Here is a 26,575-nt window from a genome sequence, read left to right on the forward strand (position 1 = left end):
AGGCGGGCGATAACGGCCAGTATTCCCGCGTCGCGTTGGCCTGGGGCGCTTGGCGGGCCCCCTATTGTCGTCATCGTGGAACCAAGGAGCCGGGAGGGCACCCGGCGGCGCATCCTCGACGCGGCCCGCCGGTTGTTCGCCGAGCACGGCTACGACGAGGTGACCATGCGCATGCTCGCCGCCGAGGCGAACGCCAACGTCGCGCTCATCAACCGATATTTCGGGTCGAAGCGGGAGCTGTTCGCCGAGGTGCTGGCCCAGCAGGGGCGCTTCCCCGGCGTGCTCGACGAAGGCGACGACCTGGCCGTGCGGCTCGCCGAGTACGTCGCCGACCGGCTCGGCTCCGAGGCCGACAGCCCGGTGCTCGCCACCCTCACCCGGTCCGGGTCCAGCGCCGAGATCCGCAGCATCACCAAGGACCGGGTCCGCACCGCCATCCTGGAGCCGCTCGTCGACCGCCTGCCGGGTGAGGACGCCGAGCTGCGCGCCACGATCGCCACGGCGATCGTCATGGGCAGCGGCCAGTTCCGCCAGCTCTTCGGCCCGGCCACGACGACGCCCCGCGACAAGGTCGTCCAACGGCTCACCGCCGTCTTCCGCGCCTGCCTCACCTGACCCCGTCCGGCCTCCACGGCACCGCCCCTCCGCAGCACGCCGGGCTGACCCCGTAAGGGGAGCGCCTGCCGGGGGCCTCCGTCCGGGACACTGCCCGAGCGCCAATTCCGCGACCCCGGAGCCGCCGCCGCACACCCGTGGAGCCGCCGCGCCAGGCGCGAAGGCGCGGCCCGAGCTCGCGCGGCCCACGCCGTCTCCTCCCTCACCCGTGCGACCACCCGGGGTGGGCCGCCGCACCAGCCCGAAGGCGCGCCCCCAAGAGGGGCGGGGCAGTGCTCCCCCGAGGTGAGCGGCGGGGCGTTCGGTAGGCCGGTGGTGCGTACGGGCCCGGGGTCGGGGTGGGCTGGAGGGCGGGTTCCCTCGACGGGGTGGGGGGCTTGTAGGGGCGGGAGTCAGGCAGAGAGGAAGGTGTCCAGGGCCGCTTTGAAGGCCTTGGGGTTGGTGACGTGGACGAGGTGGCCGGCTTCGATGGTGACGAGGGCGGCGCCGGGGATGCGGGCGGCGAGGCGGTCGGCGCGGAAGGGGCTGGCGGCGCCGCCGGAGATGACGAGCGTCGGGGCGGTGATCCGGGCGAGCCCGGCGAGCCAGGCCGGGTCGGGGTCGAGGAACTGCCGTTCGGTGTCGTGCATCATGCGCCAGTCGAAGCCGGTGGAGTCGTCCTCCACGAGCGGCGCGCGGCCGTGCATGGGCTCGGGGGCGGCGGAGTCCTCGATGACGAGGCGGGTGACGCGGCCGGGGTGGTTCATGGCCAGGTGGTAGGCGACCATGCCGCCGAGGGAGTGGCCGACGACGACGGCGCGGTCGATGCCGAGGGCGTCGAGGAGGCCGGCGACGTCCTCGGCCATGTCGGGGATGGCGTACGTGCCGGGCCGGTCGCTGGCGCCGTGGCCGCGCAGGTCGGGTACGAGCACGTGGTGGCGCCTGGCGAGGTGCTGGGTGATGCCGTTCCAGTCGTTGTGGTCGGCGGTCCGCCCGTGCAGGAGCACGAGCGCCGGCGCGGCCGGGTCGCCTTCTTCGCGGTACGTCAGCTTGATCCCGTTGGCGACGGTTTCACGAATCACACCTGGACCCTACTGGCACACATTGCCGGTGTGGCCGTGCGGCGGCGTCACTAGCGTCAGGCTGGGTATGCCGATCGACGTGGCGGGAAGGGGCGGGCGGATGCCGGATCCGATCGAAGTGCGCAAGGTGCCGATCGAGAGCGTGACCGACGCGTCGGGGCTGGCGCGGCTCATCGACGACGGGGTGATCGAGGCGCACCGGGTGCTGGCCGTGGTGGGCAAGACCGAGGGCAACGGCGGCGTGAACGACTACACGCGCATCCTGGCCGACCGCGCCTTCCGTGAGGTGCTGGCGTCGCGGGGGCATCCGGCGCCGGAGAGCGTGCCGCTGGTGTGGTCGGGCGGCACCGACGGGGTGCTGAGCCCGCACGCCACGATCTTCGCGACGCTCGACCCGGCGCGGGCGGTGCCGTCGGACGAGCCGCGCGTGTCGGTCGGGGTGGCGATGAGCGAGGTGATCCTGCCGGAGGACATCGGCAGGCCGGCCATGGTGGAGAAGGTGGCCGCGGGGGTGCGCGAGGCGATGAAGCTCGCCGGTATCGACGACCCGCGTGACGTCCACTACGTGCAGACGAAGACGCCGCTGCTGACGCTGGCGACGATCACCGAGGCGCGGGAGCGTGGCCAGGACACCGCGATCGAGGAGACGGGCCCGTCGATGGACCTGTCCAACTCGACCACGGCGCTGGGGGTGGCGGTGGCGCTCGGGGAGATCGCGATGCCGTCGGCGGAGCAGATCCACAAGGACCTGTCGCTCTACTCCTCGGTGGCGTCGTGCTCGTCGGGGGTGGAGCTGGACCGGGCGCAGATCGTGCTGGTGGGCAACGTGCGCGGCATCGGCGGGCGCTATCGGGCGGGGCACGCGGTGATGCGCGACGCGCTGGACGCCGACGGCATATGGGCGGCGATCCGCGACGCCGGCCTGGCGCTGCCGGAGCGGCCGCACCACTCCGACCTGGGCGGGCGGCTGGTGAACGTGTTCATGAAGTGCGAGGCCGACCCGTCGGGGCGGGTGCGGGGGCGGCGCAACATCATGCTGGACGACTCCGACGTGCACTGGCACCGCCAGATCAAGGCCGCGGTGGGCGGGGTGGCCGCGGCCGTCACGGGCGATCCGGCGGTGTTCGTGTCGGTGGCGGCCGTGCACCAGGGCCCGTCGGGCGGCGGGCCGGTGGCGGCGATCGTGGACCTGGCGGCGGACGACCAGGGCTGACGAGGTCGACGAGGTCGACGACGTCGACCGGGGCTGAGGAGACCAGCCGGGGCCGGCCCGGCTCAGGCCGACAGGCGCTTGAGCCGGGTCACGGCCTCGTCGATGACCTCGTCCTTCTTGCAGAAGGCGAACCTGACGAAGTGCCGGCCGCGTTCGGGGTGCTCGTAGAAGACCTGCGTGGGGATGGCGACCACGCCGGCGAGCTCGGGCAGCCGCTGGGTGAAGGCGAGCCCGTCGGTGAAGCCGAGCGGCCGGATGTCGGTCTGCACGAAGTACGTCCCGGCCGGCCCGAACACCTCGAACCCGGCCGCCGCCAGGCCCTCCATCAGCCGGTCGCGCTTGTCCTGGAGGGAGTCGCGCAGCGCGGCCACCCAGGCGCCCTCGTGCCGCAGCCCGTAGGCGACGGCGACCTGCCAGGGCGCGCTCGCGGTGAAGGTGAGGAACTGCTTGACCGACTGCACGGCGGTCACGAGCGGCGCGGGCGCGCACACCCAGCCGGTCTTCCAGCCGGTGACGGAGAACGTCTTGCCCGCCGAGGAGATCATCACGGTGCGCTCGCGCATGCCGGGCAGCGTGGCCAGTGGTACGTGCTCGACGCCGTCGAACGTGAGGTGCTCGTACACCTCGTCGGTGATGGCGATCAGGTCGTGCTCGCGGCACAGATCAGCGATGACGGTCAGCTCGTCGCGGGTGAGCACGGTGCCGGTGGGGTTGTGCGGGGAGTTGACGAGGATCGCCCGGGTGCGGGAGGTGACGGCGGCGCGCAGTTCGGCGGGGTCGAACGTGAAGCGGCCGGCCACGGGCCGCAGCGTGACGCCGACGAGGCGGGCCTGGGCGAGCGCGATCGAGGCCGCGTAGGAGTCGTAGTACGGCTCGAACGCGATGACCTCGTCGCCGGGCTCGCACAGCGCCAGGACGGCGGCGGCGATCGCCTCGGTGGCGCCGACGGTGACGAGCACCTCGCCGGCCGGGTCGTAGGACAGGCCGTAGTGCTCGCGGCGGTGCTCGGAGACGGCCTGGCGCAGCTCCATCACGCCGGGGCCCGGCGGGTACTGGTTGGCGCCCGAGCGGATCGCGTGCACGGCCCGGTCGAGCATGGCGGCCGGGCCGTCGGTGTCGGGGAAGCCCTGGCCCAGGTTGATCGCGCCGGTGCGGGTGGCGAGCGCGCTCATTTCCGCGAAGATCGTCGTGCCGAAGGAGCGCATCCGGGAGACAAGTGGTTCCGTCACAGCCTCACACTATTACCCGTAGGGTGATTCACTTGGGCAGCGTCGCACGCATCCGTGAGCTCGACGCCCTCCGCGGGTTCGCGGTGGGCGGGATCATGCTGGTCAACACCTGGCAGCACGCGCCGCACGAGCCGCAGACGGGCATCGACCAGGTGGTCGACACGTTCTTCCAGAGCCGCTTCTACCCGATCTTCTCGCTGCTGTTCGGCATCAGCTTCGTGCTGTTCCTGCGCGGGTCCGACCGGTGGGCGCTGGCCAGGCGGCTGGCGTGGCTGATGGGGTTCGGGCTGGTCCAGCACCGGTGGTACCCGGGCGAGGTGCTGACCGACTACGCGTTCTTCGGCGTGCTGGTGCTGCTGCCCGCCTCGTTCCTGCCGGGCGGGCTGCTTCCGCTGCTGCTGGGGGTGGCGCTGCTGGCGTGGAGCGTCATGTCGGGCGGCGGCTACCTGGGCATTGAGGACGCGCCGCCGTTCGTCTCCAACGGGCCGCTGCTGATCCCGGCGGCGTTCCTGATCGGCATGGGGCTGATGCGGCTGCGGCCGTCGCGGCGGCTGCTGGCGCCGGGGTTCGTGGTGAGCGTGCTCGCCGTCGTGTTCCTGACCGCCGCCTGGAACTCCACCGGCGACTGGTCGCTCTACCTGGCGGGCGCGGTCGCCGGGGCGTCGGCGTACGTGACGGGGCTGCTGCTGGTGCTGCGGCCGTGGCTGTCGGCGGCGCTGGAGCCGCTGGGCAAAATGGCGCTGACCAACTACGTGAGCGGCACGGTGGTGATCGTGCTGGCCGCGCCGCTGCTGGCCGCCGACCCGACCCGCTGGTCGGTGCTCGGGCTGACGGCGGTGACGCTGCTCGTCCAGGGGGTCTTCAGCCGGTGGTGGCTGGCCCGCTTCCGCTACGGGCCGCTGGAGTGGATCTGGCGGTGCCTCACCTGGTTCCGGTACGTGCCCAACAAGTTAGAGTCGGGCCGTGACGAGAATCGCCCTCTGCCAGATCCCGGTGTCTCCTGACCCGGCGGCCAACCTGACACGAGTCCGCGACGCCCTCGCCAAGGCGGAGGGCGCCGACCTGGCGATCTTCCCCGAGGCCACGCTCACCCGCTACGGCAGGCGGATCACCGAGCTGGCCGAGCCGCTCGACGGGCCGTTCGTGACCGGCCTGGCCGAGGCGGCGCGGCGGCACGGCCTCGCGGTGATCGCCGGGGTGTTCGAGCCGGGCGACGGCCGGGTGCGCAACACCGCCGTCGCGATCGGCGCCGACGGCGGGATCCGCGCCGCCTACCGCAAGATCCATCTGTTCGACTCGTTCGGCGCCAAGGAGTCGGAGCTGGTCGCGCCGGGCGCCGAGCCGGTGGTCGTCGAGCTCGCCGGGCTCCGCGTGGGGCTCGTCACCTGTTACGACATCCGCTTCCCCGAGCTGACCAGGGCGCTGGTCGACCGGGGCGCCGAGCTGTTCGCGGTGATCGCCGCGTGGGGGTCGGGGCCGCTCAAGGAGGACCACTGGGTCACGCTGGTGCGCGCCCGCGCGCTGGAGAACACCATGTGGACCGCCGCCGTCGGCCAGGCGCCCAACCCCGCCGAGTCCGGCGACGGCTACGGCGTGGGCCGCAGCATGCTGGTCGACCCGCTGGGCGTGGTCCGCGCCGACCTGGGCACGCCGCCGGGCGTGCAGGTCGTGGAGCTCGATCCGGAGGCCACCGCGGCCGCCCGCGCGACCTTGCCATGCCTTGAACATCGGGTGCTCGGGGTCGAGCGACCGTAAAGTGGTCATCATGAGCGGAACGCAGATGCAGAAGGTGGTCCCGCCGCGTCTGCTGGTGCCCTATCTGGCGGGCAAACGCACGGTCATCTCCGGCTTCGTCTACCGGGTGCAGGACTGCGCCAGGCTGACCACGCCCGAGCAGCTCTACTACGGCCTCGACCTGTCGTTCGACGGCTCGGAGCTGACGGCCGGCGTGCCCGAGCTCTACGTGATGCGCTGGCAGGCACGTGACGTCGACACCTACGCGGTGCCCTACGGCCCGCACATGGGCGGCGACTGGAGTGACGCGCCGCCGTTCGCCGGCAACGGGTTCACCACCTCGCGCGAGCACGTGGTGCCGCAGTTCCACACGACGCCGATGCCGATCCCGGCGGGCGCGAGCATCGTGCACGTCACCGCCGAGGGCGAACGGCCCTTCGCCGAGTACGACGGTCTCACGTGGCGGCCGGCCGCATGAACGACGAGCTCATCCCTGTCGCCTCCGGGTTCGTGGCCCGCTTCGGCGAGCGCACGCTGCCTGCCGCGCTGGGTCCGGACGAGCAGGTGGTGCTGTTCAGCGAGGAGGAGCTCGACGGGTTCGAGGCGGCCTCCGGCTACTGGCGGCGCACGGTGGCGCGTACGGAGCTGGAGTGGCTGGTGCTGGTGCGCACCGTGGGCGCGTTCGGCGGCGAGCCGTGCATCGTCCTGGACGAGGACGAGGACGGCCTGCACATCGCCTACACCGGCCACAGCGGGATGAAGGCCGAGGCGCTGGGCTACTGGATGGTCGACCACGGCGCCTACGAGGTCGTGGTGCCGCGCGAGGAGGTCGTCTCCATCCGCGTCGAGCGCGTCCCGGTGCCGTGACTCAGCCGCCCAGGTGGCGGTAGCGGGCCAGCCGGGCGGCGAGCCGGTCGGCGGGTGGCTGGGCGAGCAGGCCGGCGATCTCGTGCTCCAGCGCCCGGCCGACGCGCTCGCAGAAGGCGCGCGGCTCGTAGGCGGCGTCGGGCAGCTCGGGGACGACGCGGTCGACGATGCCGTCGCGGCGCAGGTCGGTGGCGCGCACCCGCTGCGCCTGGGCGATCTCGGGGGCGAAGTCGACGCTGCGGTAGAGGATGGCCGAGGCGCCCTCGGGCGGCAGCGGCGACAGCCAGGCGTGCTGCGCGCACAGCACCCGGTCGGCGGGCAGCAGGGCCAGCGCGGCGCCGCCGGCGCCCTCGCCGAGCAGCAGGCAGACCGTGGGCGCGTCGAGCATGACCAGCTCGGCCAGGCAGCGGGCGATCTCGCCGGACAGGCCGCCTTCCTCGGCGGACTTCGACAGCGCCGCGCCGGCCGTGTCGATGACGGTGACCAGGGGCAGCCCCAGCTCGGCGGCCAGCCGCATGCCGCGCCTGGCGACCCGCAGCCCGGCGGGGCCGAGGGGTGAGCGGGCACGCTGGTGCTGGCGGTCCTGGCCGAGCAGCACGACCGGGGCGTCGCCGAACCTGGCCAGGGCCAGCACCAGGCCGGGCTCGTTCTCGCCCTCGCCGCTGCCGCTGAGCGGGGTCACGTCGGTGGCGGCGAGCTTGAGCAGCGCCCGCACGCCGGGCCGGTCGTCGCGGCGGGAGCGGGTGATGGCCTCCCACGCCTCGACGGGCCGCAGGTCCTCCTCGGGGGCGGGGCCGGGGTCGAGGCCGCGGCGCTCGGCCGACAGCACCGACAGCGCCCTGATCGCGATCTCGCGGGCGTCCTCGGCGGCGACGACGGCGTCGATGAGGCCGTGCTCGAACAGGTTCTCCGCCACCTGCACGCCCGCCGGGAACGGGTAGCCGTGCAGCGACTCGAACACCCTCGGCCCGAGGAACCCGATGAGCGCGCCCGGCTCGGCCGCCGTCACGTGCCCGAGCGAACCCCAGGAGGCGAACACGCCGCCGGTCGTCGGATGGCGCAGGTAGACGACGAACGGCAGGCCCGCCGCGCGCAACTGCTGCACCGCCGCGGTGATCTTGACCATCTGGACGAACGCGGTCGCGCCCTCCTGCATGCGGGTGCCGCCCGAGGCGGGCGCGGCCAGCAGCGGCAGCCGTTCGCGGGTGGCCCGCTCGACGGCGGCGACGATCCGCTCGGCGGCCGCCACGCCGATCGACCCGGCCATGAACGAGAACTCCGACGCCACGACGGCCACGCGGCGCCCGCCGAGCAGCCCTTCGCCGGTCAGCACGGCCTCGTCGTAGCCGGATTTGACCCGGGCCGCGGCCAGCTCCTCGGCGTAGGAGGAGCCCGGCTCGGCCGGGTCGGCGGGAGGCGCGTCCCACGACTTCCACGAGCCCCCGTCGAGGACCGTGTCGATCAGTGTGCGCGCGTCCGGACGGCTCACCATCGCTCCCTCTCGTCAGCCGGTGATGCAAGGTTGACGCACGAGCTCCTCGTGCGGTGCCGCCGGATCGCCGTCATCGCTCCCGCTCTTCGAGCTCCGTGAGCCAGCGCAGCACCGCGTCGCCGTCCTGGCCGAGGGCCGGGGGCGGCGTGTGTCTCACGCCGTCGAGGCCGTCGAAGCGCAGCGGCGGCCCCGGCAGCTCGATGGGGCCGAGCACCGGGTGGTCGACCTCCACCACGAGGCCCTGCGAGCGGGTCTGCTCCCAGGCGTAGACCTCGTCGATGGACCGGATCGCGCCCGCGGGCACGCCGGCCTCTCCCAGCCTGGCCAGCCAGTGGGCGCGGTCGTGGGCGGCCAGGGCCTTCTCCATGTCGGCGATCAGCTCATCCCGGTGCGTGAATCGGTCCCTGTTGGTCGCATATTTCGCCATATCAGGGTCAATGTCGAGTAGCGCGGCGACCTTCTTCCACTGGCCGTCGTTCGCCGCGGCGATCTGCAGCATGCCGTCGGCGCAGCGGAAGGCTCCGTAGGGGGCGATCGTGGCGTGGTGGTTGCCGCCCGCCGCGGGCACCCGCCCGCCGACGGTCCAGGCGGTGCCGTGGTAGGAGTGCACGCCGGTGACCGCCGCCAGCAGCGACGTCCGCACGACCCGGCCCCGGCCGGTGCGCTCGCGCTCGTACAGGGCGGCGACCACCCCGTACGCACCGTGGATGCCCGCCAGCAGGTCGGCCACCGAGGCGCCCACGCGGTGGGGCTCCCCGGGCGGCCCGGTCAGCGACATCAGCCCAGCCTCCCCCTGCGCGATCTGGTCGTATCCCGGCCGGCCGCCCTCGGGGCCGTCGTGCCCGAACCCGGTGATGGACAGGACGACCAGGCGAGGGTTGAGCTCGTGCAGCCGCTCGACCGGCAGGCCCAGCCGGTCGAGCACCCCGGTGCGGAAGTTCTCCACCAGCACGTCGCTGCGGCGGACCAGCCGTTCGACGAGGTCTCTGCCCGCGTCGGACTTCAAATCCACGGCGATGGACTGCTTGTTACGATTCGCCGCCAGGAAATATGTCGAAATTTCCTCGTCCGGGCCGACGAACGGCGGTCCCCACCCCCGCGACTCGTCTCCCCCGTCGGGGTGCTCCACCTTGATGACCCTGGCGCCCAGGTCGCCGAGCATCTGCGCGGCGTGCGGGCCCGCGAGGGCCCTGGAAAGGTCGAGCACGACGATGTCACCCAGGGGTCCGCGCAAGATCAACCTCCAGCCGGTTCGGAAGCGGAAGCATATCTCCTCGCCTCCGCACTCCAGTCTCCTCCTACCCTGAGTGCGTGGAATCCCTGGCCCGGCGCGTCCTCGAACGCCCACCGTCGTGCGGCCCGGTCCGCGTCGTCGCCGTCGACGGTCCGGCCGGCTCCGGCAAGACCACGTTCGCCGGCGCGCTCGCCGCCGCGCTCGGCTGCCAGGTGGTGCACAGCGACGACTTCCCCGTGCACTGGGACGACGGCCCGGAAACCTGGTTCGCCGCCCTCGACGAGCAGGTCCTGCGCCCGCTCGGCCAGGGCCGCCCCGGCGCCTTCCGGCGCTACGACTGGGTACGGGCCGCCTACACCGGGCGGATCGTGGTGCCGGTCGCCCCCACGCTGATCATCGAGGGCGTCGGCACCGCCAGGGCGTCGGCCGCCCACCTGCTCGCCTTCACCGTCTGGGTCGAGGCCGACGAGGACGTCCGGCTGCGCCGGGTGCTGGCGCGCGACGGCGCCCACCTGGAGCCGAGCTGGCGGACGTGGTTCGCCAAGGAGGAGGCGTGGTTCGCCGCCGACGGCACCCGGGCGCGCGCCGACGAGATCGTCACCACCTGACCCCTACAGGTGGCCCCCGGCGTTGAAGTCAAGCAGCGTCAGCCGGCCGCCGACCGTGTGCCAGGTGGAGACCGAGCCGTTGCGGATCGGCGTGAACGCGTCCAGCTCCGCCAGATCGGCGTCGGGCGCCTCGGCGATGACGTGGCGCAGCGCCAGCACCACCGCGTCGTGCGCCACGATCAGCACCCGCCGCCCGTCGGCCCGCCCGCGCAGGCCCGCCAGGAAGTCACGGACGCGGGCGGCCACGTCGCCGAACGACTCCCCGCCGGGCGGCCGGTAGCGGTATTCGCCCTCGGCCCGCAGCCGGGCCAGCTCCTCCGGGCGGCGCAGCGCGATCGCCGCCTCGTTGTAGCGGCCCAGCTCTCCCCTGCCGCGGTCGCGCAGCCGCTCGTCCACCGTCACCGGCGGATCGGCGCCCCACACCCGGCGCGCGATCGCCCAGGTGTCGAGCGCCCGCCGGAAGGGCGAGCAGCGGACCAGGTCGGGCGCCTCCTCCTCCGGCAGCGCGGCCAGCAGCGCGCCGAGCGCCGCGGCCTGCTCCCTGCCGAGCGGCGTCAGCGTGACCTCGTCGTCGCCCCGCCCGTAGACCAGCGGCTCGTCACCGGCCTCCCGGTAGGCCAGGTTGGCCTCGCTCTCGCCGTGCCGCACCGCGATGATCCGCGACGGTCCCGTGGCGTGCATCGCGCCCCCTCATTCCGCCCGGAAGTGCCGGCGCCGGGCCGCCGCCGGGTCGAGCCCGCCACGCCCCGGCTCGCCCGGGTGCGCGTCGGCGAGCAGCCGGCCGGCGGGCTCGGCCGGCGCGCTGTCGAAGGGGACGACGTCCAACGGCGGTCCTCCCGGCAGGCTGGGTCCGGGATCGATCCTAGGCTCAGGGCCGGTAGCGGAACAGCTTCGGACCCTCGGCGAAGTACACGTCTCCCGACCGGTGCACCGCCAGGTGGTGCACCGGCCCCTGCTTGATCACGGCCCGCGCCAGCGTCCTCGGGTCGAGGGTGAACGCCTCCTTGCCCGCGTGCGCCCCGTACAGGAGCCTGTCCGCGGCGTTGAAGGCGAGCTGGCCGCCGGAGCTGGAGCTGGCGGAGAGCGTGAGGCGGTCGACCACCTTGCGCGCGTGGACGTTCACGCCGAACACCTCGCCGCCCGCGATGCCCCACAGGCGGCCGCGGTCGTCGAAGGTCAGCGCCGGGATCGCGGGCTTGCCGGGGGCCGGGACGATCTCCCACAGCAGCTTGTCGTGCCTGACCGACCAGGCGAACAGCTTGGCCTCCGGCTGGGTGGGCTCGGTCGCCGACTGACCGCTGTAGATGGAGGTGCCGCCGTACAGGACGCCGTCGCGGTAGGCGAGCGAGACGATGCTCTGGTCCTTGACCACGTTGCGCTCGGCGTGCTTGAGCGCGCCGGTCTCCGGGTCCCACAGGGCCAGGACGCCGCCGAGGTGCCCCAGGTCGGGCATGGTGCCTGCGGCCAGGTACTTACCGGCGGAGGTCAGGGCGCGGGGCCTGATCTGCTTGTCGGCGGCGAAGTCCGCGAGCCTGGCCGGGTTCGGCGCCGGGCCGGGCTCGGGGCTGGGCGAGTACTCGGGGCTGTTCCAGGGCAGCGCCGGGTCGTAGGCGTAGAGGCGGGCGTCCGGGTAGGCGCCGACGTAGAGCTTGCCCCGGTGCGTCGCCAGCGCCTCGGTCTGGGAGAAGGTGTGGAACTCCTCCCTCTCGCCGGTGCCGGGGTCCAGGGCGGCGAAGCCGCCGTTGAGGAAGCCGCCGGTGTAGACGCGCCCGTCGGGGCCGTCGGCGATGGCGGTGACGTCGATCGGCTCGCCCTTGATCCCGGACTGGACGAACGACTTGGCCCCGGTCTGCGGGTTGTAGCGGAACATCATGCCGCGCCACAGCAGGCCCACCAGGCTCTTGCCCGGGTAGTCGGGCAGGCCCAGCTCGGCCCAGCCGATGCCGCGCGTGTTGGCCACCCGGCCGACGAACGGCATCCCCGTCGGCGTGACGGCCTTGGTGCGCGGGTCGTACCTGACCAGCTCGCCCGCCTTTACAAAGTAGACCCTGCCTTCGTCGTCGGGTGGCGACACGTCGAGGCCGTGGGCCGTCTCCAGCGCGTCCACCCAGGCGCCGGCCGCGATGTCCCACACGTGCAGCGGCGCCGGGAACGCGCTGCCGAGCCGGACGTACAGGTAGCCGGCCTCCACGTCGACGTCGTAGGCCCACCGGTCCGTCAGGTCGATGCCGGGCGGGGCCGGCAGCCGGCGGACCGCGCCGGAGGCGGCGTCGACCTCGAACAGGGCGGCCGGGTTCTCGGTGCCCGCGTAGATCTTGCCGTCGGCGTAGGAGACGCTGCGGACGTAGGAGTGGGACGGCGACAGCTTGCCGTAGTCGCGCACGCCGGTGGCCGGGTCGTAGGCGAACAGGCGTCCGCCCGGGTAGGTGCCGCCGTAGACGGTGGCGCCCTCGCCGGCGGCCACGGACCAGATGAAGTTCTCCGAGGCGATCGGGCGGCCCAGGTCGGTGACGCCGCCGCCGGGGGTCCAGCGGTAGAGGCGGCCGTCGCCGTAGGTGCCGGCGTAGACGCTGCCGTCGGGCGTGGCGTCCACCGCCCAGGCTCCGGCGGCGCCGGGCAGGTCGAGCCGGGTCACCTCGGCGCCGGTGGCGGGGTCGACGGCGTTGAGGTGGGCCGGGGCCCCGGAGGAGGCGGCCCAGAGCACGGGCGTGCCGCCGGGTCCGGGGGCGACGGTGCCGCCGAGGAGCAGCACGTCCTGCAGCGGCACCCCCAGGTCGGTGAGCCGGTCATCGGCGTGCGCGGGGGCGGCCGGCGCGGCCAGCACCACGGCGGCCACGGCGGCGGCGAACGCTCGCTTGATTAAGGTCATGACCGAAACCTAGGAAGGAACGGTTTTCCCGTCAATACTCCGGTTACGGTTGGGGCCGAATATAGATCTCCTGGAGCTCCGGCACGGCCCGGCGGTGCCCGAGCGCGATCACCGCCACCAGCGCGCCGGCCGACACCGCCGCCGCGAACGCCGCCGCGCCAGGTCGAGCACCGTGCGCGGCCGCACGGGCCGAGCACCGTGCGCGGCCGCGCGGGCCGGGAGCGGACCAGGTCGGCGACCTCCTCGCGCAGCGCGTCGCGGCCGTCCCCGGTGATCCGGTACGGCTCGCGGCGCCCGGCGGAGGCGACCGCCACATCCGTGAAGCGGCCGAGCTCCTGCGGCGGATCTAGGCCGACAGCACCTTGGCCAGCGCCTCGGCGATGTCGGAGGCGCGGGCCGGATCGTCCATGAGCATCGACTGGCGCACCCACACCACGTCGCGGGCGGCCTGCTCGGCGGCCGGGCAGGGCTCGGCGCGCGCCCCCTCGGCGGTGAGCGCGTCCATGCCGCCCAGCGGCGGGTAGCCGGCGTCCAGCGGCACCCCTTCGGCGGCCATGGCGGCCAGCAGGAAGTCCCGGTCCACCGGGGCCTCGACGCGCAGCATGAGCAGGTGCCGCGAGTCGCGCGTGGTCCCCTCCGGCGCGGGCACGGCGCTCACCGGCAGGTGCGCCAGCTCGGCCGTGAGCGCCGCGCAGAACGCGTCGCGGCGGGCCAGCTCGCCGTCGAGGCGGTCCAGCCACGGCAGCAGGAGCGCGGCCTGGATCTCGGTGAGCCGCAGGTTCCAGCCCACCGACGGGTGGCCGTACCACTGGCCGCCGAGCCGGCGGCCGACGTTGCACACCGACCAGACGGCCTCGTACGCGCTCTCGTCCCGGCAGACGATCATCCCGCCCTCCCCCGCGGTCATCGCCTTGCTGGACTGGAAGCTGAAGACGCCGGCGTCGCCGAGCCCGCCGACCGGGCGGCCACGGTAGGCGGCGCCGTGGGCCTGGGCGGCGTCCTCGACGACCGCGAGGCCGTGGCGGGCGGCCACGGCGGCGAGCTCGTCCATGGCGGCGGGGCTGCCGGCCAGGTGGACGGGCATGACGGCGGCGGTGCGCGGCGTGACGGCCCCGGCCACGGCGCGCGGGCACAGGTGCAGGTGCTCCGGGTCGACGTCCGCGATCACCGGGACGGCGCCCGCGAGCAGCACCGCCGTGGCCGAGGCGACGAACGTGTAGGCGGGCACGATCACCTCGTCGCCCCGGCCCACGCCCAGGCCCTTGAGCGCGGCGAACAGGCCCAGCGTCGCGTTGCCGACGGCGACCCCGTACGGAACGCGGGCGGCGCGGGCGAACGCGGCGGTGAGGTCGGCGACGAGGGAGCCGCCCTGGGTGGCGCCCCACAGGCCGCTGTCCAGCACGCCGGTCACGAGCTCGCGCTGGGCGGCGTCGAGGGGCGGCGGCCAGGCGGGCCACGGGGTGGCGCGCACGGGGGTGCCGCCGTGCAGGGCGAGTGTCATGGGAGTCCCTTCCCGAGCAGGCGGGCCAGGTTGCCGCCCTGGACGAGGGCGCGGTCGGCGTCGGACAGCGGGGCGAGCGCCAGGCGGCCGAAGCCGAGGCGCATGTCGAGAAAGCAGGCATCGGTGCCGAACACGACACGTCCGGCCCCGGCCAGCTCCACCAGGCGGGCGATCCAGCGGCCGGTCGACTTGGAGCCGCACACCTCCAGGTGGACGCTGGGGTGGTCCGCCACCAGGCGGGCGGCGCGGGCGAAGCCGTTCGGCCACAGCCCGGTGTGGCCCATGAGGAGCGGCACGTCCGGGTGCCGGGCGGCGACGGTGGCGAACTGGGCGGGGTCGCTCCACGGCGAGTCGGTCTGGCCGTGGGCGAGCACCGGCAGGCCGAGCCGCCAGACGGGCTCGTAGCGGGGGTCGTCGAGGCGGCACTGGTGGACGTCGGGGTGCAGCTTGACGCCCCACACGCCGTCGGTGACCAGCGGGGTGCGGTGGTGGGGGTTGTAGACCTGCCAGACGCCGAACCGGCCGGGGTGGCGGGCGGCGACCTCCTGGGCGAGCCGGTTGCCGCGTTCGGCGTCGGGGCCGACGGCGAGCAGGTGGCTGATGCCCACGGCGGTGACGCCGAGCCGGTCCATGGTGGCGACCAGGCCCTCGGCGGTGGGGTCGGGGATGAGGAAGTCGGGCCAGGTGCCGACGTGGCCGTGCGCGTCGAGGATCATCGGCGGTCTCCGAGCAGCGCGGCGAGGGACCCGGCGGCGATCAGGTCGGTCTCGTGCGGCGTGAGGTCGAGGTGGTCGAGCAGGAAGCGCGGGCCGCAGTCGTCGGCGACCGGGGCGCCGGTGCCGAACACCAGCCGCTCGGCTCCGAACCGTTCGGCCAGCCATTCCACGCCGCCCTGGGTGTTGACGGTGCCGCTCTCCACCCAGACGTCCGGCGCCTCGGCCATGAGCTCGGCCAGCGCGCGCAGGCGGCGGTAGCCGGGGTTCAGCACGAGGATCCGCTGGCCGGGCAGCCGGTCGGCGAGGGTGCGGAGCTGGGCGGGGCTGGTCTCGTCGAGGTCGACGGCGACGACGGGCGGCCGTCCCGGCCCGGCGTCACTCCCCGTATCGCCGTCGCGGAGAGCGCCGTCGCGGAGGGCGGCGAGCCAGCGGAGCGCGATCGGGCCGGTGAGGTCGAACCGGTGCCGTTCGGGGCAGAGCCGCACCATGCGCGCCCCCCACGCCCGCACGGCGGCGGGCGTGGCGGGGGTGCACGCCCCCGGCACGGCCGGCACCACGACGGGCACCGGTTCGAGCCGGGGGTCTGACAGCGCGAAGAGGGCGTCGTTGCCCGCCTCGGCGTCGGAGTAGAGGCTGAGGGTGTGGGTCACGAGGGCCCGGTCGATGCCCAGGCGGTCCAGGTCGGGCCGCGGGTCCACCGGCAGGTCGTCGAACGGCACGGGACCGGCCAGCCGGTGGGCGTCCACGATCAATTTCGGCACAGACCGAAACCTACGACGTGCCGGCGGGGAGCGTCAAGGGCGGGCAGCGCGGGTCGAGCCGGACGCGGGCCAGGTCACGCCCCACGATCGCCCAGGCGTTCCAGGAGCCGGGCTCGAAGTGGAGCTGCGGATTGGTGTGCCACTCGTCACCCAGCCCGGTGGCCAGCAGCGTGGCCCCGCGCCCGGCGTCGAGCTCGTAGGCGTTGCCGCCGCCCCGGAAGACCGAGGCGAACAGGCGGCCCCGGTGCGTGGTCAGCTCACCGTAGCCGGAGATCGTGCCCTGCCGCACGACCTGCCGCGTCTCGGGGTCCATCGCCATCCAGGCGCCCGACTCGCGCTTGAACGACGCGTACAGCAGGCCCTTGTGCAGCTTGACGTCCTGGAAGGTGCGGTGGCCCGGCATCGGGTCGGCCTGCCAGAGGACGGTACGGCGGGCCAGGTCGAAGGCGGCGACGGAGGCCGTCGGCGTGCTGGTGCCGAACACGTCGCCGGCCAGGTAGACGACGCCCCGCTCCTCGTCGAGGGCCAGGCTCATGAGGTTCTGGCCGGGGATGACGCCGGCGTACACGTCCTTGGCGCCGGTCCGCGGGTCGACGACCGACAGCGCGCCGGGGACGCTCGCCGACAGCGACGAGGTGGCGACCAGGAGCTTGCCGGTGCGCGGGTCGTACTCGATGTCCCAGGGCCGCTTCTGGTCGTGGCCGAGGTAGCCGAGGCTGCGGACCTCGTCGGTGCGCACGTCGACGGAGACGATCTCGCCGGTGGGGTACATGGCGGCGTAGACCTTGTCCCCCGCCCTGACCATGGCCTTGGGCTCGCCGGGGACCCGGATCCTGCGCTGCTCGCCGGTGCGCAGGTCGCGGATGTCGAGGGCGAAGTGGCCACCGGCGTAGACGGCGCGGCCGGGGACGAGCACCATGCTCTGGGTGCGCTCGGCGCCGGCCGGCATGCCCGCGTCGATGAGGTCGGTGAACTCGGCCGCGCCGGTGCCGCCGTCCAGCGCCCACAGGCCGCCGCTGCCGGCGAACGACAGCACCGCGTTCTCGCCGGTCACGTGGAGCAGGCGGGTCTCGTCGCCGTAGGAGGGCGGGGCGGCGACCCGGGTGAGCGCGCTGTCGCCGGTGCGGTAGCGGTGGACGGCGCCGTCGGGGCGGGAGGCGGCGTAGACGGAGCCGTCGGCGGCCGGGGTGAGCGCGTCGAGCAGCCCGGTCTCGACGGTGACCCGCCGCAGGTCGGTGCCGTCCTTGCGGACGTCGATCAGCTCGGGCCCGGCGGCGGCCACCACGCGGTCGCCGTTGAGGGTGACGACGCCGAACGCGGCGCCGGCCTCGGCGAGCCGGGTGACCTCGCCGCTGACGCGGTCGACCCGCACGAGCAGCTTCTTCTCCAGCAGGCCCGCGTAGACGTAGCGGTCGTCGGCGGCCACGGCGCGCACGTAGTGCTCGCCCTGGGCCAGCACGCCGTAGCGGCGGACGGCGCCGGTGCCGGGGACGTACTCCCACACCCGCCCGTCGGAGGAGGTGCCGGCGTACAGCGTGCCGTCGGGGGCCGCGGCCAGGCTCCACACGAAGCCGCCGACCTTGCCGAAGGAGTGCAGATGGGCCACCTCGCCGGTGGCGATGTCGAAGCTGTAGAGGTCGGGGACGGGGTAGGTGCCGACGTAGACCTTGCCGCCGGACACGGCGACGGCCCAGCCGCCCTCGGGCTCGCCGTCGGCGGGGCCGTCGGGCAGCGTGGCGCTCCTGACGACCTTGCGGGTGGCCAGGTCGATCTCGGCGATCACGGGCGGCTTGGGGCCGCGGCTGACGACGTAGGCGCGGCCCTCGTGCACGGCGGCGCCGACGATGGCGGCGGTGACGGAGGCCGGGCCGTAGGTGGTGACGGCGGGGTCGCCACAGCGGGAGGGGGCGGCGGATGCGGCCCCGGGAGAGACGAGCGCGGGTAACAGGCCCGCCACCACGACGAGCAGGGATCGGAGCACGCCGGCCACCTCACGTTCATTTGTGCCTGATTTTGGCCCAGACCGTAACTATATGAGCGCGGTTAGTCAATGGCATGATGACGCGCATGACGATTGAGGAACAGCCCGCAATACCGTTCGACGCCTGGAGCCTGATCGGCGGCCTGGAGGTGACGCTCGACGTGGACGTGCTCGTCGGGGCCTTCCCCGACCGCGACGGCCCGCCCGGCACGCCGGAGTCGGTGGGCGGGCTCCTGGCCGGCCACCGCACCCGCGCCGGCGCGGTCGCGAGCCTGCGGGCCGCCCTGTTCGACGTACGGCAGGGCAACGACGAGGTGCTGGCCCTGGCCGCCGAGTCACGGTGGCTGCCCGTGGGCGCCGTGGACCTGCGTGACGCGCTCGGCGCCGGGCGCGAGCTCGACCGGCTGGCCGGGGCCGGGGTGCGGGCGGTGCGGCTGTTCCCGGACGAGCAGGGCGTGGACGCGTCGTTCCCGTCGGTGCGCCACGTCGCCCGCCGGGCGGCGGAGCTCGGGCTGGTGGTGCTGACCGGCGGCGACGTGCGCCGCTTCTGGCAGCCGTTCGCCGGGATCGGCGCCCGGGTCGTCTTCCTCGACACGCACTTCTACCATCTGGGCGACTTCCTGGTGGCCGCGCTGGAGGAGCCCGGGTTCCACACCTCGACGCGGCTGCTCAACTCCCCCGACGCGCTGGAGACCGTCGCCGCCGAGCTGGGCGTGGAGCGGCTGCTGCACGGCACCCGCGCGCCGCACTACGAGCCGATCGTGCCGCTGCTCAGGCTGGCGACGAGCGGGCTGGACCCGGCCCAGGTCGAGGCCGTGGCCGGAGGCAACGCGAGGAGGCTGCTGGCATGATCATCGACGTGCACGCGCACTGGGGGCCGTGGTTCTTCACCATGGACGTGGCCGGGGCGAGCCTGGCCACCATGGACCGCTACGGCATCGGCAAGGCGATCGTGTCGGCCACCGAGGCGGTCATCTACGACGCGCAGGCGGGCAACCGGGCGCTGGCGAAGGTGCTGGAGGGGCAGGACCGGCTCCACGGGTACGTCACAATCAACCCGCGGCGGCTGCGCGAGGCGGCCGAGGACCTGCGGGACCTGACCGGGCCGTGGGTCGGCGTCAAGATCCACACGGACTACACGGGCTCGCCGGTGACCTCGCCGCGGATGCGGGCCGCGCTGGAGCTGGCCGCCGAGGCGGGGCTGCCGGCGCTCGTGCACACGTGGGGGCCCTCGGTGCTCGACCTGGCCCAGGTGTGCCTGGACGTCCCGGGCCTGCGGGTCATCGCCGGGCACATGGGCGCCGACGGCCACCGCTACGCGATCGAGGCGGCGCGCGGCTGCGACCGGCTCTACCTGGAGCCGTGCTGGTCGCACGCCCCGGCGGGCCGGATCGCCGAGGTGGTGGCGGCGGTGGACGACCGGCAGCTGCTGTTCGGCACGGACGCCACGCTGATCGACCCGTCCTCGGCGTTCGGGGCGGTCGCGGCGGCGGGGCTCACGGGCCTGACGGCCGAGCGGGTCGCGTGGCGCAACGCGGCGGAGCTGTTCTCGATCTAGACATTACGGACCAGCCCGTTATAGCGTGCGGCCAAACCTTCCCAGGAGCCGCACATGATCCCCCGCCGTCGTTTCCTGCAGGTGGCCGCCGCGTCCACGGCGGCCGCCGCGCTGCCCGCCCTGACGCCAGCGACCGCCGCCCACGCCGCCGCACCTCCCGAAGGAACCCTCACCGACCTGGGCCCCGCCAGCGTCGCCAGCCCGCTGGGCAACGCCGAGATCGTCGGCGGCGTGCTCTACGCCGGCTCGCGCGGCCTGTCGCCCAACGTGGTCGGCGCCTACGACCTCGCCCAGGATTCGGTCACCGCCCATTTCGACATCCCCACCGGCATCGGCGTCTGGGCGATGTGCCGGGTCGGCACCGACGTGTACGTGGGCACCCATTCCCGATCCGACCTCTACAAGCTCGACACCGTCGCGGGCACCGTCACCAAGGTCGCCTCCTACCCGGACCACTTCATCTGGACCCTGGCCGCCTCCCCCGACGGCAAGGTCTACCTGGGCACCTCCGAGCCGGGCAAGGTCAAGGAGTACGACCCGGCCACCGGCGCCGGCCGCGACCTGGGCGAGGCGGCCCCCGGCGAGGCGTACGTGCGCGGCATCCAGGCCGACGAGACCCACGTCTACGCGGGCGTCGGCGCCAACGCCCACCTGATCGCGATCGACCGGGCCACCGGGGAGCGGCGCGACCTGCTGCCGCCCGAGCTGGCCGACCGCGACTGGGTGTCGAGCCTGAGCGTCTCCGCCACCCACATCGCCGGCGGCATGAACTCGCTCGCCGAGCTGGTCATCCTGAACAAGGCGGACCCGTCCGACTACAAGGTCGTCAAGGCCACCGCCCCGGGCGAGAAGTACATCGTCTCGGTGCTGATCCACGACGGCTACGCCTACTTCGCCGGCCGCCCTACCGGCACCTTCTACCGGGCCCGGCTCGACACCGGCGAGCTGGAGGTGCTGGGCGTGCCGTACTTCGAGGCCGCCACCCACCGCATCCTGGCCCACGAGGGCCGCGTGTACGGCGTCCAGGACAACGCGGTGTTCGTCTACGACCCGGCGACGGGCTCGCTGGACTACCGCAACCTGGTGCAGCGCGGCTTCCGGGCCGCCGCCGAGGAGCCGATGTCGGTCCACTCCGACGGCGAGCGCGTCTACGTGGGCGGCAAGAGCGGCGCCGACATCCACGACCTGGCCACCGGCGAGACCACCCGGCTGGCCATCCCCGGCGAACCCAAGACCATGATCACCGTCCACGGCACCACCTACATCGGCGTCTACACCCAGGCCGCGCTCTACTCCCACCGGGCCGGCGACGCCGAGGCGACCCTGCTGGCGCGCACCGGCAACCAGCAGGACCGCCCGCGCGACCTGGCCTGGGACGCCAGGACCGGCCTGCTCGTCATGCCGACCCAGCCGGAGCCCGGCCACATGAACGGCGCCCTGTCCTTCTACGCCCCGCGCACCGGCGCGTACGCGACGCAGCGGCCCGCCGTCGAGCGCCAGACCGTCTACTCGGTCGTCACCCGGCGCGGCACCGCCTACCTCGGCACGCTCACCCAGGAGGGGCTGGGCCTGCCGCCGGTCACGACCACCGCCCGCCTGGCCGCCTACGACCTGGCGGCGCGCGAGCTGCTGTGGGAGGCCGAGCCCGTCCCGGGCGCCCGCTACATCTCCGCGCTCGCGCTCGGCCCCCGCCACCTGTACGGGATGACGAACACGGGCGTCGTCTTCGAGTGGGACCTGCGCGCCCGGAAGGTCACCCGGACGCTCAAGACCGGCTCGAAGGGCGGCGACCTGCACGTGGTGGGCCGGGTGGCGTACTGCACCGACGGCGACAAGGTCTACAAGGTCGACCTGCGCGCCTTCACCGCGAAGCCGATCGTGGAGGGGCTGGCGGGGCAGTGGTTCGGCGGCGAGCCCAAGCTGGCGCTCGACCCGTCCCGGCTCGCCCTGTACGGGGTCAAGGGCCGCAACCTGGTGCGGATCGCCATCGACGGCAGCCGCTGACCAGCGCCGTTCCGGGCCCGGTTACCGTAGAGGTGAAGTCGTGATCTGGGGGAGAACATGACCGGCGTCGCAGTGCTCGGAACGGGGATCATGGGTGCGCCCATGGCGGCCAACCTGCTCGCGGCGGGCCTGCCCGTCCGCGTGTGGAACCGCACGCGGGAGAAGGCGCAGCCGCTGGAGGCGGCGGGCGCGGTGGTCGCGGGCACGCCGGCCGAGGCCGTGGACGGCGCCGACGTCGTGATCACGATGCTGAGCGACGCCGGAGCCGTCCACGACGCCGTGTCCGCCGCCGCCCCCGGGCTGCGCGCCGGGCAGGTGTGGGCGCAGATGAGCACGGTCGGCGTCGGCGGCGTGGCCCGGCTGGCGGAGCTGGCCGCGGCACACGGGCTGACGTTCGTCGACGCGCCCGTGCAGGGCACCAAGCAGCCGGCCGAGCAGGGCACGCTGATCATCCTGGCCGCCGGGCCGGGACAGGCCAGGCAGGCGCTCGAACCGGTCTTCGCCGCCCTCGGGCAGCGCACGCTCTGGCTGGACGAGGACGGCGCCTCCGGGGCCGGGTCGCGGCTGAAGATGGCCACGGTGAGCTTCGGCATCTCGCTGACGGCCGTCGTCGCCGAGTCGCTGGCCCTGGCCCGGGGCCTCGGCGTGGACCCCGAGCTGGTCCGCGAGGTGATCGTGGGCGGGCCGATGGACAGCGCCTACTTCCAGGTCAAGTCGCGGGCGATCCTCGACGGCTCCTTCGAGCCGAGCTTCACCGTGCGCAACGCCGAGAAGGACACCGGCCTGATCGTCGAGGCGGGCCGGGAGGCCGGCGTCCGGCTGGACGTGGTGGCCGCCGCCCGCGAGCGTTTCCGCCGCGCCGACGCCCAGGGCCACGGCGACGAGGACATGTCCGCCACATATTTCGCTAGTTTCGACTGATGCGTACGTGCTAGTTAACGGAGATGCGATATCCGTCTCCCCTGCGGCCCGGTGACCGGGTCGGGGTCACCTCACCGTCCAGCGGCGTCGACAAGAGCCTGAACGACCGCCTCCAGGTCGCGATCCACGCCGTCGAGGCGCGCGGCTACGAGGTGGTCGTCGGCGCCTGCATGGACGGCTCCGGTCACGTCAGCGCGCCCGCCCCCGAGCGGGCCCGCGAGCTGACGGACATGCTCACCGACCCGTCGATCAGGGCGATCGTGCCGCCGTGGGGCGGCGACACCTGCATCGACCTGCTGCCGCTGCTCGACTGGGACGCGCTGCGCCAGGCCGAGCCGACCTGGCTGGTGGGCTACTCCGACAACACCACGATCCTGACCCCGCTGACGCTGCTGACCGGCGTCGCGACCGTCCACGGCAACAACCTGATGGACACCCCCTACCGGGTGCCCGACGGGCTGGCGAGCTGGCTGGACATCGTGGCGATGCCGCCCGGCGCGACGTTCACGCAGACCCCGCCGGGCCGCTACCGGGCGCAGGGCTTCGACGACTGGCAGAACGCGCCCGGCTCCGACGAGTTCACCCTCGACACGCCCGGCCGGTGGACCCGGCTGGACGGCGACGGCGACGTCCGGGCGGAGGGACGGCTGATCGGCGGCTGCGTCGAGATGCTCTGCAACCTCGCCGGGACGCCCTACCTCGACACCGCGCCGCTGGCCGGCGACGGGCTGATCGTGTACGTGGAGGCGTGCGAGCACGACGCGGGCACCATCTGCCGCAACCTGCACGGGATGCGGCTGGCCGGCTTCTTCGACGGCGCCACCGCGATCCTCGTCGGCCGCACCCGCGCTCCCGGGCTGCGCACGCTCACCCAGCACGAGGCGGTGCTCGACGCGCTCGGCGGGCTCGGCGTGCCCATCGTGGCCGACGTCGAGTGCGGCCACGTGCCGCCGTACCTGCCGCTGGTCAACGGCGCGCGGGCGGTCGTCACCCACACCGCCGAGCGCGACGAGGTCACCCAGACCCTGGCGTGAGCCCCATCCTCAGCAGGGTGTAGGCGGCGACCGAGCTGGAGTCGCTGATCTCGCCGGCGCGGATCATCCGCTCGAACTCGGCGCGGCTCACCCACCGGTGCAGCATGTCCTGCTCGGTGTGCTCCCGGTTGACCGGGCCGCGGCGCAACTCCGTGGCGAGGTAGACGTACAGCTGCTGGTTGACCAGGCCGTGGGCGTTGTCGAGCGCGCCGAGGAGGGTCCAGCTCGCGGCGCGCAGCCCGGTCTCCTCCGCCAGCTCGATCCTGGCCTCCTCCTCCCGGCTGGCTGCCGTCGCCGTGCCCTGGGGGAAGCTCCAGGAGCGGCGGCGCATCGGGTAGCGGTACTCCTCGACCAGGTGGAACCCGTCGTCCTCCATCGGGACGACCAGCACGAAGTCGGGCTTGTCGACGTAGGCGTACATGCCCCGGGTGCCGTCGGGGCGCTCGACCTGGTCCTCGCGGACCGTCATCCACGGGTTGTCGTAGACGACCTTGCTGGACAGCTGCCGGATCGTGTCCGGCCGGGGGTCAGGCACGGCCGGCCGCCAGGGCGTCCAGCACGGCGGCGCGTTCGCCGCCGGGCAGCGGCGGGCCGTAGGGGTCGGCGGCGTGGGCTGCGGGGATGCGGCCCTCGGCGGCGGCCAGCCAGAGCATGCGCTGCACGTAGCCCTCCATCGGGGCGGTGAACGTGGCCGCCGCCAGCCGGTCGAGGCGGGCGGACGCCTCGTGGAAGGCGCGCAGGTCGGTGCCCTCGAACGCGCGCAGGACGGCGGCGGTCAGGCCGACGTGGGCGGCGGCGATGCCGACCAGGGCCGCCTGGGCGCCCCACAGGAGCGAGGGGCCGAACATGCGGTCCTCGCCGGTGATCGCGAGCCGGTCGGCGTCCCTGGTGAGCGCGATGGCGAGCTGGCAGCCCATGGCGTCGGACAGCAGGGCCGTCTTGAGCCCCGCCACGCCCGGGTGGGCGAGCAGGTCGCGCAGCGTCTCGGGCGGGCAGGGGCGGGTGTAGAGGTCGAAGGCGATCATGGGCAGCCGGGCCGCCCGCCAGACGTGCTCGTGCCGGGCGAGCCGGTCCCCCTCCTCGGGGAACACCAGCACGCCGGCCGCGCCCAGCGCCGCCGCGACGCGCGCCTGCTCCCCCGGGTCGTCGCGCGCCGGCCCGCCGCCCACGCCGACCAGGACGGGGACGCCGGTGGCGACCGCGCGTTCGATCACGGTGGCGCGGGTGGCCGGGGGGAGGTACGGGCCGCGGCCCGTGTGGGCGAGGACCGCCAGGGCCCCCGCGCCGTCCTCGACCAGGCCCGCCAGGTAGCGGGTCACGACGTCCGGGTCCACCTCGCCGGTCGCCGTCATGGGGGTGGCCGCGGCGGCGATGAGGGTGCCGTGGAGCCGATCCCGAAGCGCTTGTGCCGTTTCATCCACGGAAGGGAGCCTATTTGAATCCGGTCATCGCGATGCTGTTCACCAGGTACCGCTGCAACAGGAAGAACACCAGCAGGCACGGGATCACCGAGATCGTCGCCGACGACATGAGCATCGTCAGCTGCATCTCCTCGGTACGCAGCCCCGCCAGGCCGACGGTCAGCGTCCGGGTGGCGTCGCTCTGGCCGACGACCAGCGGCCACAGGAAGTCGTTCCAGTGCCACAGGAACACGAACACGCCCAGCGTGGCCATGATCGGCTTGGTCAGCGGCACCACGATCGTCAGGTAGACGCGCAGCTCGGAGGCGCCGTCGACCTTGGCGGCGTCGAACAGCTCGTCCGGCAGCCCCATGATGAACTGCCGCATGAGGAAGACGGCCTGGGAGTTGGCCAGCGTCGGGACGATCAGCCCCCAGAACGTGTCGACCCCGTCCAGGCTGTTGACCAGCACGAACGTGGGGATGAGCGTCGCCTGGAACGGCACCATCATCGTCGCCAGGAACGTCCAGAACATCGCGTCGCGGCCCGGGAAGCGCTTCTTGGCGAACGCGTAGCCGGCCATCGACGCGGTGAGCAGGATGATCACGACCGACACGACGGAGTAGACGATCGAGTTGACCGTCCACTCCACGAACCCGGACGCCGACAGCACCGCGGTCAGGTTGTCCAGCGTCAGCGACTCGGGCCACTGGGCGGGCAGCGTGGGCCGCCCGGCCGGCGACAGCGCGACGACGAACATGGCCAGGAACGGCGCGACCGTCAGCAGCGACAGCACGGCCAGCAGGGCGGCGAGCGGCCACCTCGCCCGGCGCCTGGGCGGCCGTCCGGCGGCCCGTTCGCGGGTGAGCGGCCTGGTGGCGGTGATGGTCACGTGTTCCCCCGGTCCAGGAAGCGGCGCTGGATCAGCGACACGACCAGCACGATCGCAAACAGCACCACGCCCCACGTGGCCGCGTACCCGAAGTCGAAGAAGCGGAAGCCGTGGTCGTAGATGCCGTAGATGAGCGTGTAGCTGGCCCGCGCCGGGCCGCCGCCGGTCATCACGTAGATGGTGTCGAACACCTGGAAGGCGCTGATCGTCTCGATGATCAGAACGAAGAAGAGCGTCGGCTTGAGCAGCGGCAGCGTGATGCGGCGGAACTTCTGCCAGGAGCCCGCCCCGTCGACGGTGGCCGCCTCCAGGTAGCTGGCCGGGATGGACTTGAGCCCGGCCAGCAGGATCAGCATCGAGTAGCCGAACCCCTTCCACACCGACACGACGGCCAGCGCGGGCAGCACCAGCGACGCCTCCTCCAGGAAGGCCACCGGGCCGAGGTCCAGCTTGCCGATCAGGCCGTTGATCAGCCCGTCGAACTCGTAGATCCAGCGCCACAGCACGCCCGCGAGCACGAAGCTGGTCACGTACGGCAGGAAGAGCATGCCGCGGAACAGGCCGCGCATGAACACCACCCGGTTGAGCAGCAACGCCGTGCCGAGCGCCACCACGAGGGTGAGCGGCACGTAGACGGCCGCGTACACGAGCGTGACCCGCAGACTGCGCCAGAAGTTGACGTCCTCGAACAGCCTGGCGTAGTTGTCCGCGCCGATGAGACTCCAGTCGCCGCTGACGTTCCAGTTCGTCAGGCTCATGCCCACGGCCCCGAGCGAGGGGAAGATCCGGAAGATCAGGAAGAGCACCAGCACGGGCAGGACGAACAGCAGTCCGGTGACCGGGTCACGCAAGCGATGTCGCACGGCGTTCCTTTCTCGTTCAGCC

At 73.6% G+C, this 26,575-nt stretch carries 27 protein-coding genes; 12 read left to right on the forward strand and 15 right to left on the reverse strand.

Features of this window, described 5'->3' with window-relative positions:
• Window positions 1-75: 75 nt before the first annotated feature.
• On the forward strand, window positions 76-615 hold the full coding sequence (locus AB0G11_RS28075) for a TetR family transcriptional regulator (RefSeq protein WP_357589446.1): 540 nt from the start codon (window positions 76-78) through the stop codon (window positions 613-615).
• 392 nt (window positions 616-1,007) lie between these two features.
• On the opposite strand, the gene AB0G11_RS28080 is transcribed toward AB0G11_RS28075, so the two are convergent.
• Window positions 1,008-1,676, reverse strand: coding sequence for an alpha/beta fold hydrolase (locus AB0G11_RS28080; RefSeq protein WP_219506630.1), 669 nt, complete (start codon window positions 1,674-1,676; stop codon window positions 1,008-1,010).
• A gap of 100 nt (window positions 1,677-1,776) precedes the next feature.
• On the opposite strand from AB0G11_RS28080, the gene AB0G11_RS28085 reads away from it, so the two are divergent.
• Window positions 1,777-2,889, forward strand: a complete 1,113-nt coding sequence (locus AB0G11_RS28085; protein WP_357589448.1) for a ring-opening amidohydrolase — start codon at window positions 1,777-1,779, stop codon at window positions 2,887-2,889.
• Between the two features lie 62 nt (window positions 2,890-2,951).
• Here the strand turns inward: AB0G11_RS28085 and AB0G11_RS28090 are convergent, their stop codons facing one another.
• A complete protein-coding gene (locus tag AB0G11_RS28090) occupies window positions 2,952-4,118 on the reverse strand; it encodes a pyridoxal phosphate-dependent aminotransferase (RefSeq protein ID WP_219506634.1) in 1,167 nt (388 codons plus the stop codon).
• A 32-nt stretch (window positions 4,119-4,150) separates the two neighbouring features.
• On the opposite strand from AB0G11_RS28090, the gene AB0G11_RS28095 reads away from it, so the two are divergent.
• From AB0G11_RS28095 to AB0G11_RS28110, 4 genes are read left to right on the forward strand one after another with little or no spacing between them, the layout of a single operon-like run.
• On the forward strand, window positions 4,151-5,122 hold the full coding sequence (locus AB0G11_RS28095; RefSeq protein WP_357589450.1) for a DUF418 domain-containing protein: 972 nt from the start codon (window positions 4,151-4,153) through the stop codon (window positions 5,120-5,122).
• The gene (locus AB0G11_RS28100; RefSeq protein ID WP_219506638.1) at window positions 5,082-5,873 is read left to right on the forward strand and encodes a carbon-nitrogen hydrolase family protein; all 792 of its coding nucleotides are present in this window, start codon (window positions 5,082-5,084) and stop codon (window positions 5,871-5,873) included. Before AB0G11_RS28095 ends, AB0G11_RS28100 begins: the two co-directional genes overlap by 41 nt.
• Before the next feature lie 10 nt (window positions 5,874-5,883).
• Window positions 5,884-6,330: a hypothetical protein gene (locus tag AB0G11_RS28105; protein ID WP_246645128.1), complete on the forward strand. Its 447-nt coding sequence runs from the start codon at window positions 5,884-5,886 to the stop codon at window positions 6,328-6,330.
• On the forward strand, window positions 6,327-6,719 hold the full coding sequence (locus AB0G11_RS28110; RefSeq protein ID WP_219506640.1) for a hypothetical protein: 393 nt from the start codon (window positions 6,327-6,329) through the stop codon (window positions 6,717-6,719). Before AB0G11_RS28105 ends, AB0G11_RS28110 begins: the two co-directional genes overlap by 4 nt.
• A gap of 1 nt (window position 6,720) precedes the next feature.
• Here the strand turns inward: AB0G11_RS28110 and AB0G11_RS28115 are convergent, their stop codons facing one another.
• Complete coding sequence (locus tag AB0G11_RS28115; protein ID WP_219506642.1) at window positions 6,721-8,211, reverse strand: carboxyl transferase domain-containing protein; 1,491 nt, start codon at window positions 8,209-8,211, stop codon at window positions 6,721-6,723.
• A 70-nt stretch (window positions 8,212-8,281) separates the two neighbouring features.
• Complete coding sequence (locus AB0G11_RS28120) at window positions 8,282-9,445, reverse strand: CoA transferase (RefSeq protein ID WP_357589451.1); 1,164 nt, start codon at window positions 9,443-9,445, stop codon at window positions 8,282-8,284.
• Window positions 9,446-9,522: 77 nt separating this feature from the next.
• Between AB0G11_RS28120 and AB0G11_RS28125 the strand changes: the two genes are divergently transcribed.
• Entirely contained in the window at window positions 9,523-10,053 is a 531-nt protein-coding gene (locus tag AB0G11_RS28125; RefSeq protein ID WP_357589453.1) for an AAA family ATPase, read from the forward strand.
• Between the two features lie 3 nt (window positions 10,054-10,056).
• Here AB0G11_RS28125 and AB0G11_RS28130 read toward each other — a convergent pair whose 3' ends face one another.
• The 7 genes from AB0G11_RS28130 to AB0G11_RS28160 form a co-directional block, all read right to left on the reverse strand.
• Window positions 10,057-10,734: a histidine phosphatase family protein gene (locus AB0G11_RS28130; RefSeq protein WP_219506647.1), complete on the reverse strand. Its 678-nt coding sequence runs from the start codon at window positions 10,732-10,734 to the stop codon at window positions 10,057-10,059.
• A 9-nt stretch (window positions 10,735-10,743) separates the two neighbouring features.
• Window positions 10,744-10,878, reverse strand: a complete 135-nt coding sequence (locus tag AB0G11_RS28135) for a hypothetical protein (RefSeq protein WP_357589455.1) — start codon at window positions 10,876-10,878, stop codon at window positions 10,744-10,746.
• A 43-nt stretch (window positions 10,879-10,921) separates the two neighbouring features.
• Complete coding sequence (locus AB0G11_RS28140; protein ID WP_219506649.1) at window positions 10,922-12,922, reverse strand: PQQ-binding-like beta-propeller repeat protein; 2,001 nt, start codon at window positions 12,920-12,922, stop codon at window positions 10,922-10,924.
• Window positions 12,923-13,268: 346 nt separating this feature from the next.
• Window positions 13,269-14,423 carry a DegT/DnrJ/EryC1/StrS family aminotransferase gene (locus AB0G11_RS28145; RefSeq protein WP_219506651.1) on the reverse strand — a complete coding sequence of 385 codons (1,155 nt, stop codon included), beginning with the start codon at window positions 14,421-14,423 and terminating at the stop codon, window positions 13,269-13,271.
• Window positions 14,420-15,139 carry an amidohydrolase family protein gene (locus AB0G11_RS28150; RefSeq protein ID WP_357589457.1) on the reverse strand — a complete coding sequence of 240 codons (720 nt, stop codon included), beginning with the start codon at window positions 15,137-15,139 and terminating at the stop codon, window positions 14,420-14,422. Before AB0G11_RS28150 ends, AB0G11_RS28145 begins: the two co-directional genes overlap by 4 nt.
• On the reverse strand, window positions 15,136-15,900 hold the full coding sequence (locus tag AB0G11_RS28155; protein WP_357589459.1) for an amidohydrolase family protein: 765 nt from the start codon (window positions 15,898-15,900) through the stop codon (window positions 15,136-15,138). Before AB0G11_RS28155 ends, AB0G11_RS28150 begins: the two co-directional genes overlap by 4 nt.
• 10 nt (window positions 15,901-15,910) lie before the next feature.
• Window positions 15,911-17,881 carry a PQQ-binding-like beta-propeller repeat protein gene (locus AB0G11_RS28160; RefSeq protein WP_357589461.1) on the reverse strand — a complete coding sequence of 657 codons (1,971 nt, stop codon included), beginning with the start codon at window positions 17,879-17,881 and terminating at the stop codon, window positions 15,911-15,913.
• Between the two features lie 86 nt (window positions 17,882-17,967).
• Between AB0G11_RS28160 and AB0G11_RS28165 the strand changes: the two genes are divergently transcribed.
• From AB0G11_RS28165 to AB0G11_RS28185, 5 genes are read left to right on the forward strand one after another with little or no spacing between them, the layout of a single operon-like run.
• Window positions 17,968-18,732, forward strand: coding sequence for an amidohydrolase family protein (locus tag AB0G11_RS28165; protein ID WP_357589463.1), 765 nt, complete (start codon window positions 17,968-17,970; stop codon window positions 18,730-18,732).
• Window positions 18,729-19,439, forward strand: a complete 711-nt coding sequence (locus AB0G11_RS28170; RefSeq protein ID WP_357589465.1) for an amidohydrolase family protein — start codon at window positions 18,729-18,731, stop codon at window positions 19,437-19,439. Before AB0G11_RS28165 ends, AB0G11_RS28170 begins: the two co-directional genes overlap by 4 nt.
• 54 nt (window positions 19,440-19,493) lie before the next feature.
• Window positions 19,494-21,443, forward strand: coding sequence for a hypothetical protein (locus AB0G11_RS28175; protein WP_357589467.1), 1,950 nt, complete (start codon window positions 19,494-19,496; stop codon window positions 21,441-21,443).
• 57 nt (window positions 21,444-21,500) lie between these two features.
• On the forward strand, window positions 21,501-22,364 hold the full coding sequence (locus tag AB0G11_RS28180; RefSeq protein WP_219506665.1) for an NAD(P)-dependent oxidoreductase: 864 nt from the start codon (window positions 21,501-21,503) through the stop codon (window positions 22,362-22,364).
• A gap of 23 nt (window positions 22,365-22,387) precedes the next feature.
• Entirely contained in the window at window positions 22,388-23,398 is a 1,011-nt protein-coding gene (locus AB0G11_RS28185) for a S66 peptidase family protein (protein WP_219506667.1), read from the forward strand.
• On the opposite strand, the gene AB0G11_RS28190 is transcribed toward AB0G11_RS28185, so the two are convergent.
• Genes AB0G11_RS28190 through AB0G11_RS28205 form a run of 4 tightly spaced genes read right to left on the reverse strand, consistent with a single transcriptional unit; the run spans window position 23,379 to window position 26,553 of the window.
• A complete protein-coding gene (locus tag AB0G11_RS28190; protein WP_308125812.1) occupies window positions 23,379-23,933 on the reverse strand; it encodes an NUDIX hydrolase in 555 nt (184 codons plus the stop codon). The genes AB0G11_RS28185 and AB0G11_RS28190 overlap by 20 nt on opposite strands.
• Window positions 23,926-24,819: a dihydrodipicolinate synthase family protein gene (locus AB0G11_RS28195; protein ID WP_357589469.1), complete on the reverse strand. Its 894-nt coding sequence runs from the start codon at window positions 24,817-24,819 to the stop codon at window positions 23,926-23,928. The genes AB0G11_RS28190 and AB0G11_RS28195 overlap by 8 nt, the downstream gene beginning before the upstream one ends.
• Window positions 24,820-24,829: 10 nt before the next feature.
• Window positions 24,830-25,690, reverse strand: coding sequence for a carbohydrate ABC transporter permease (locus AB0G11_RS28200; protein WP_308125814.1), 861 nt, complete (start codon window positions 25,688-25,690; stop codon window positions 24,830-24,832).
• Window positions 25,687-26,553: a sugar ABC transporter permease gene (locus AB0G11_RS28205; protein ID WP_219506669.1), complete on the reverse strand. Its 867-nt coding sequence runs from the start codon at window positions 26,551-26,553 to the stop codon at window positions 25,687-25,689. Before AB0G11_RS28205 ends, AB0G11_RS28200 begins: the two co-directional genes overlap by 4 nt.
• Window positions 26,554-26,575: the final 22 nt, after the last annotated feature.

This window comes from Nonomuraea sp. NPDC023979, from assembly GCF_040639085.1.
Classification (GTDB): Bacteria; Actinomycetota; Actinomycetes; order Streptosporangiales; family Streptosporangiaceae; genus Nonomuraea; species Nonomuraea ceibae.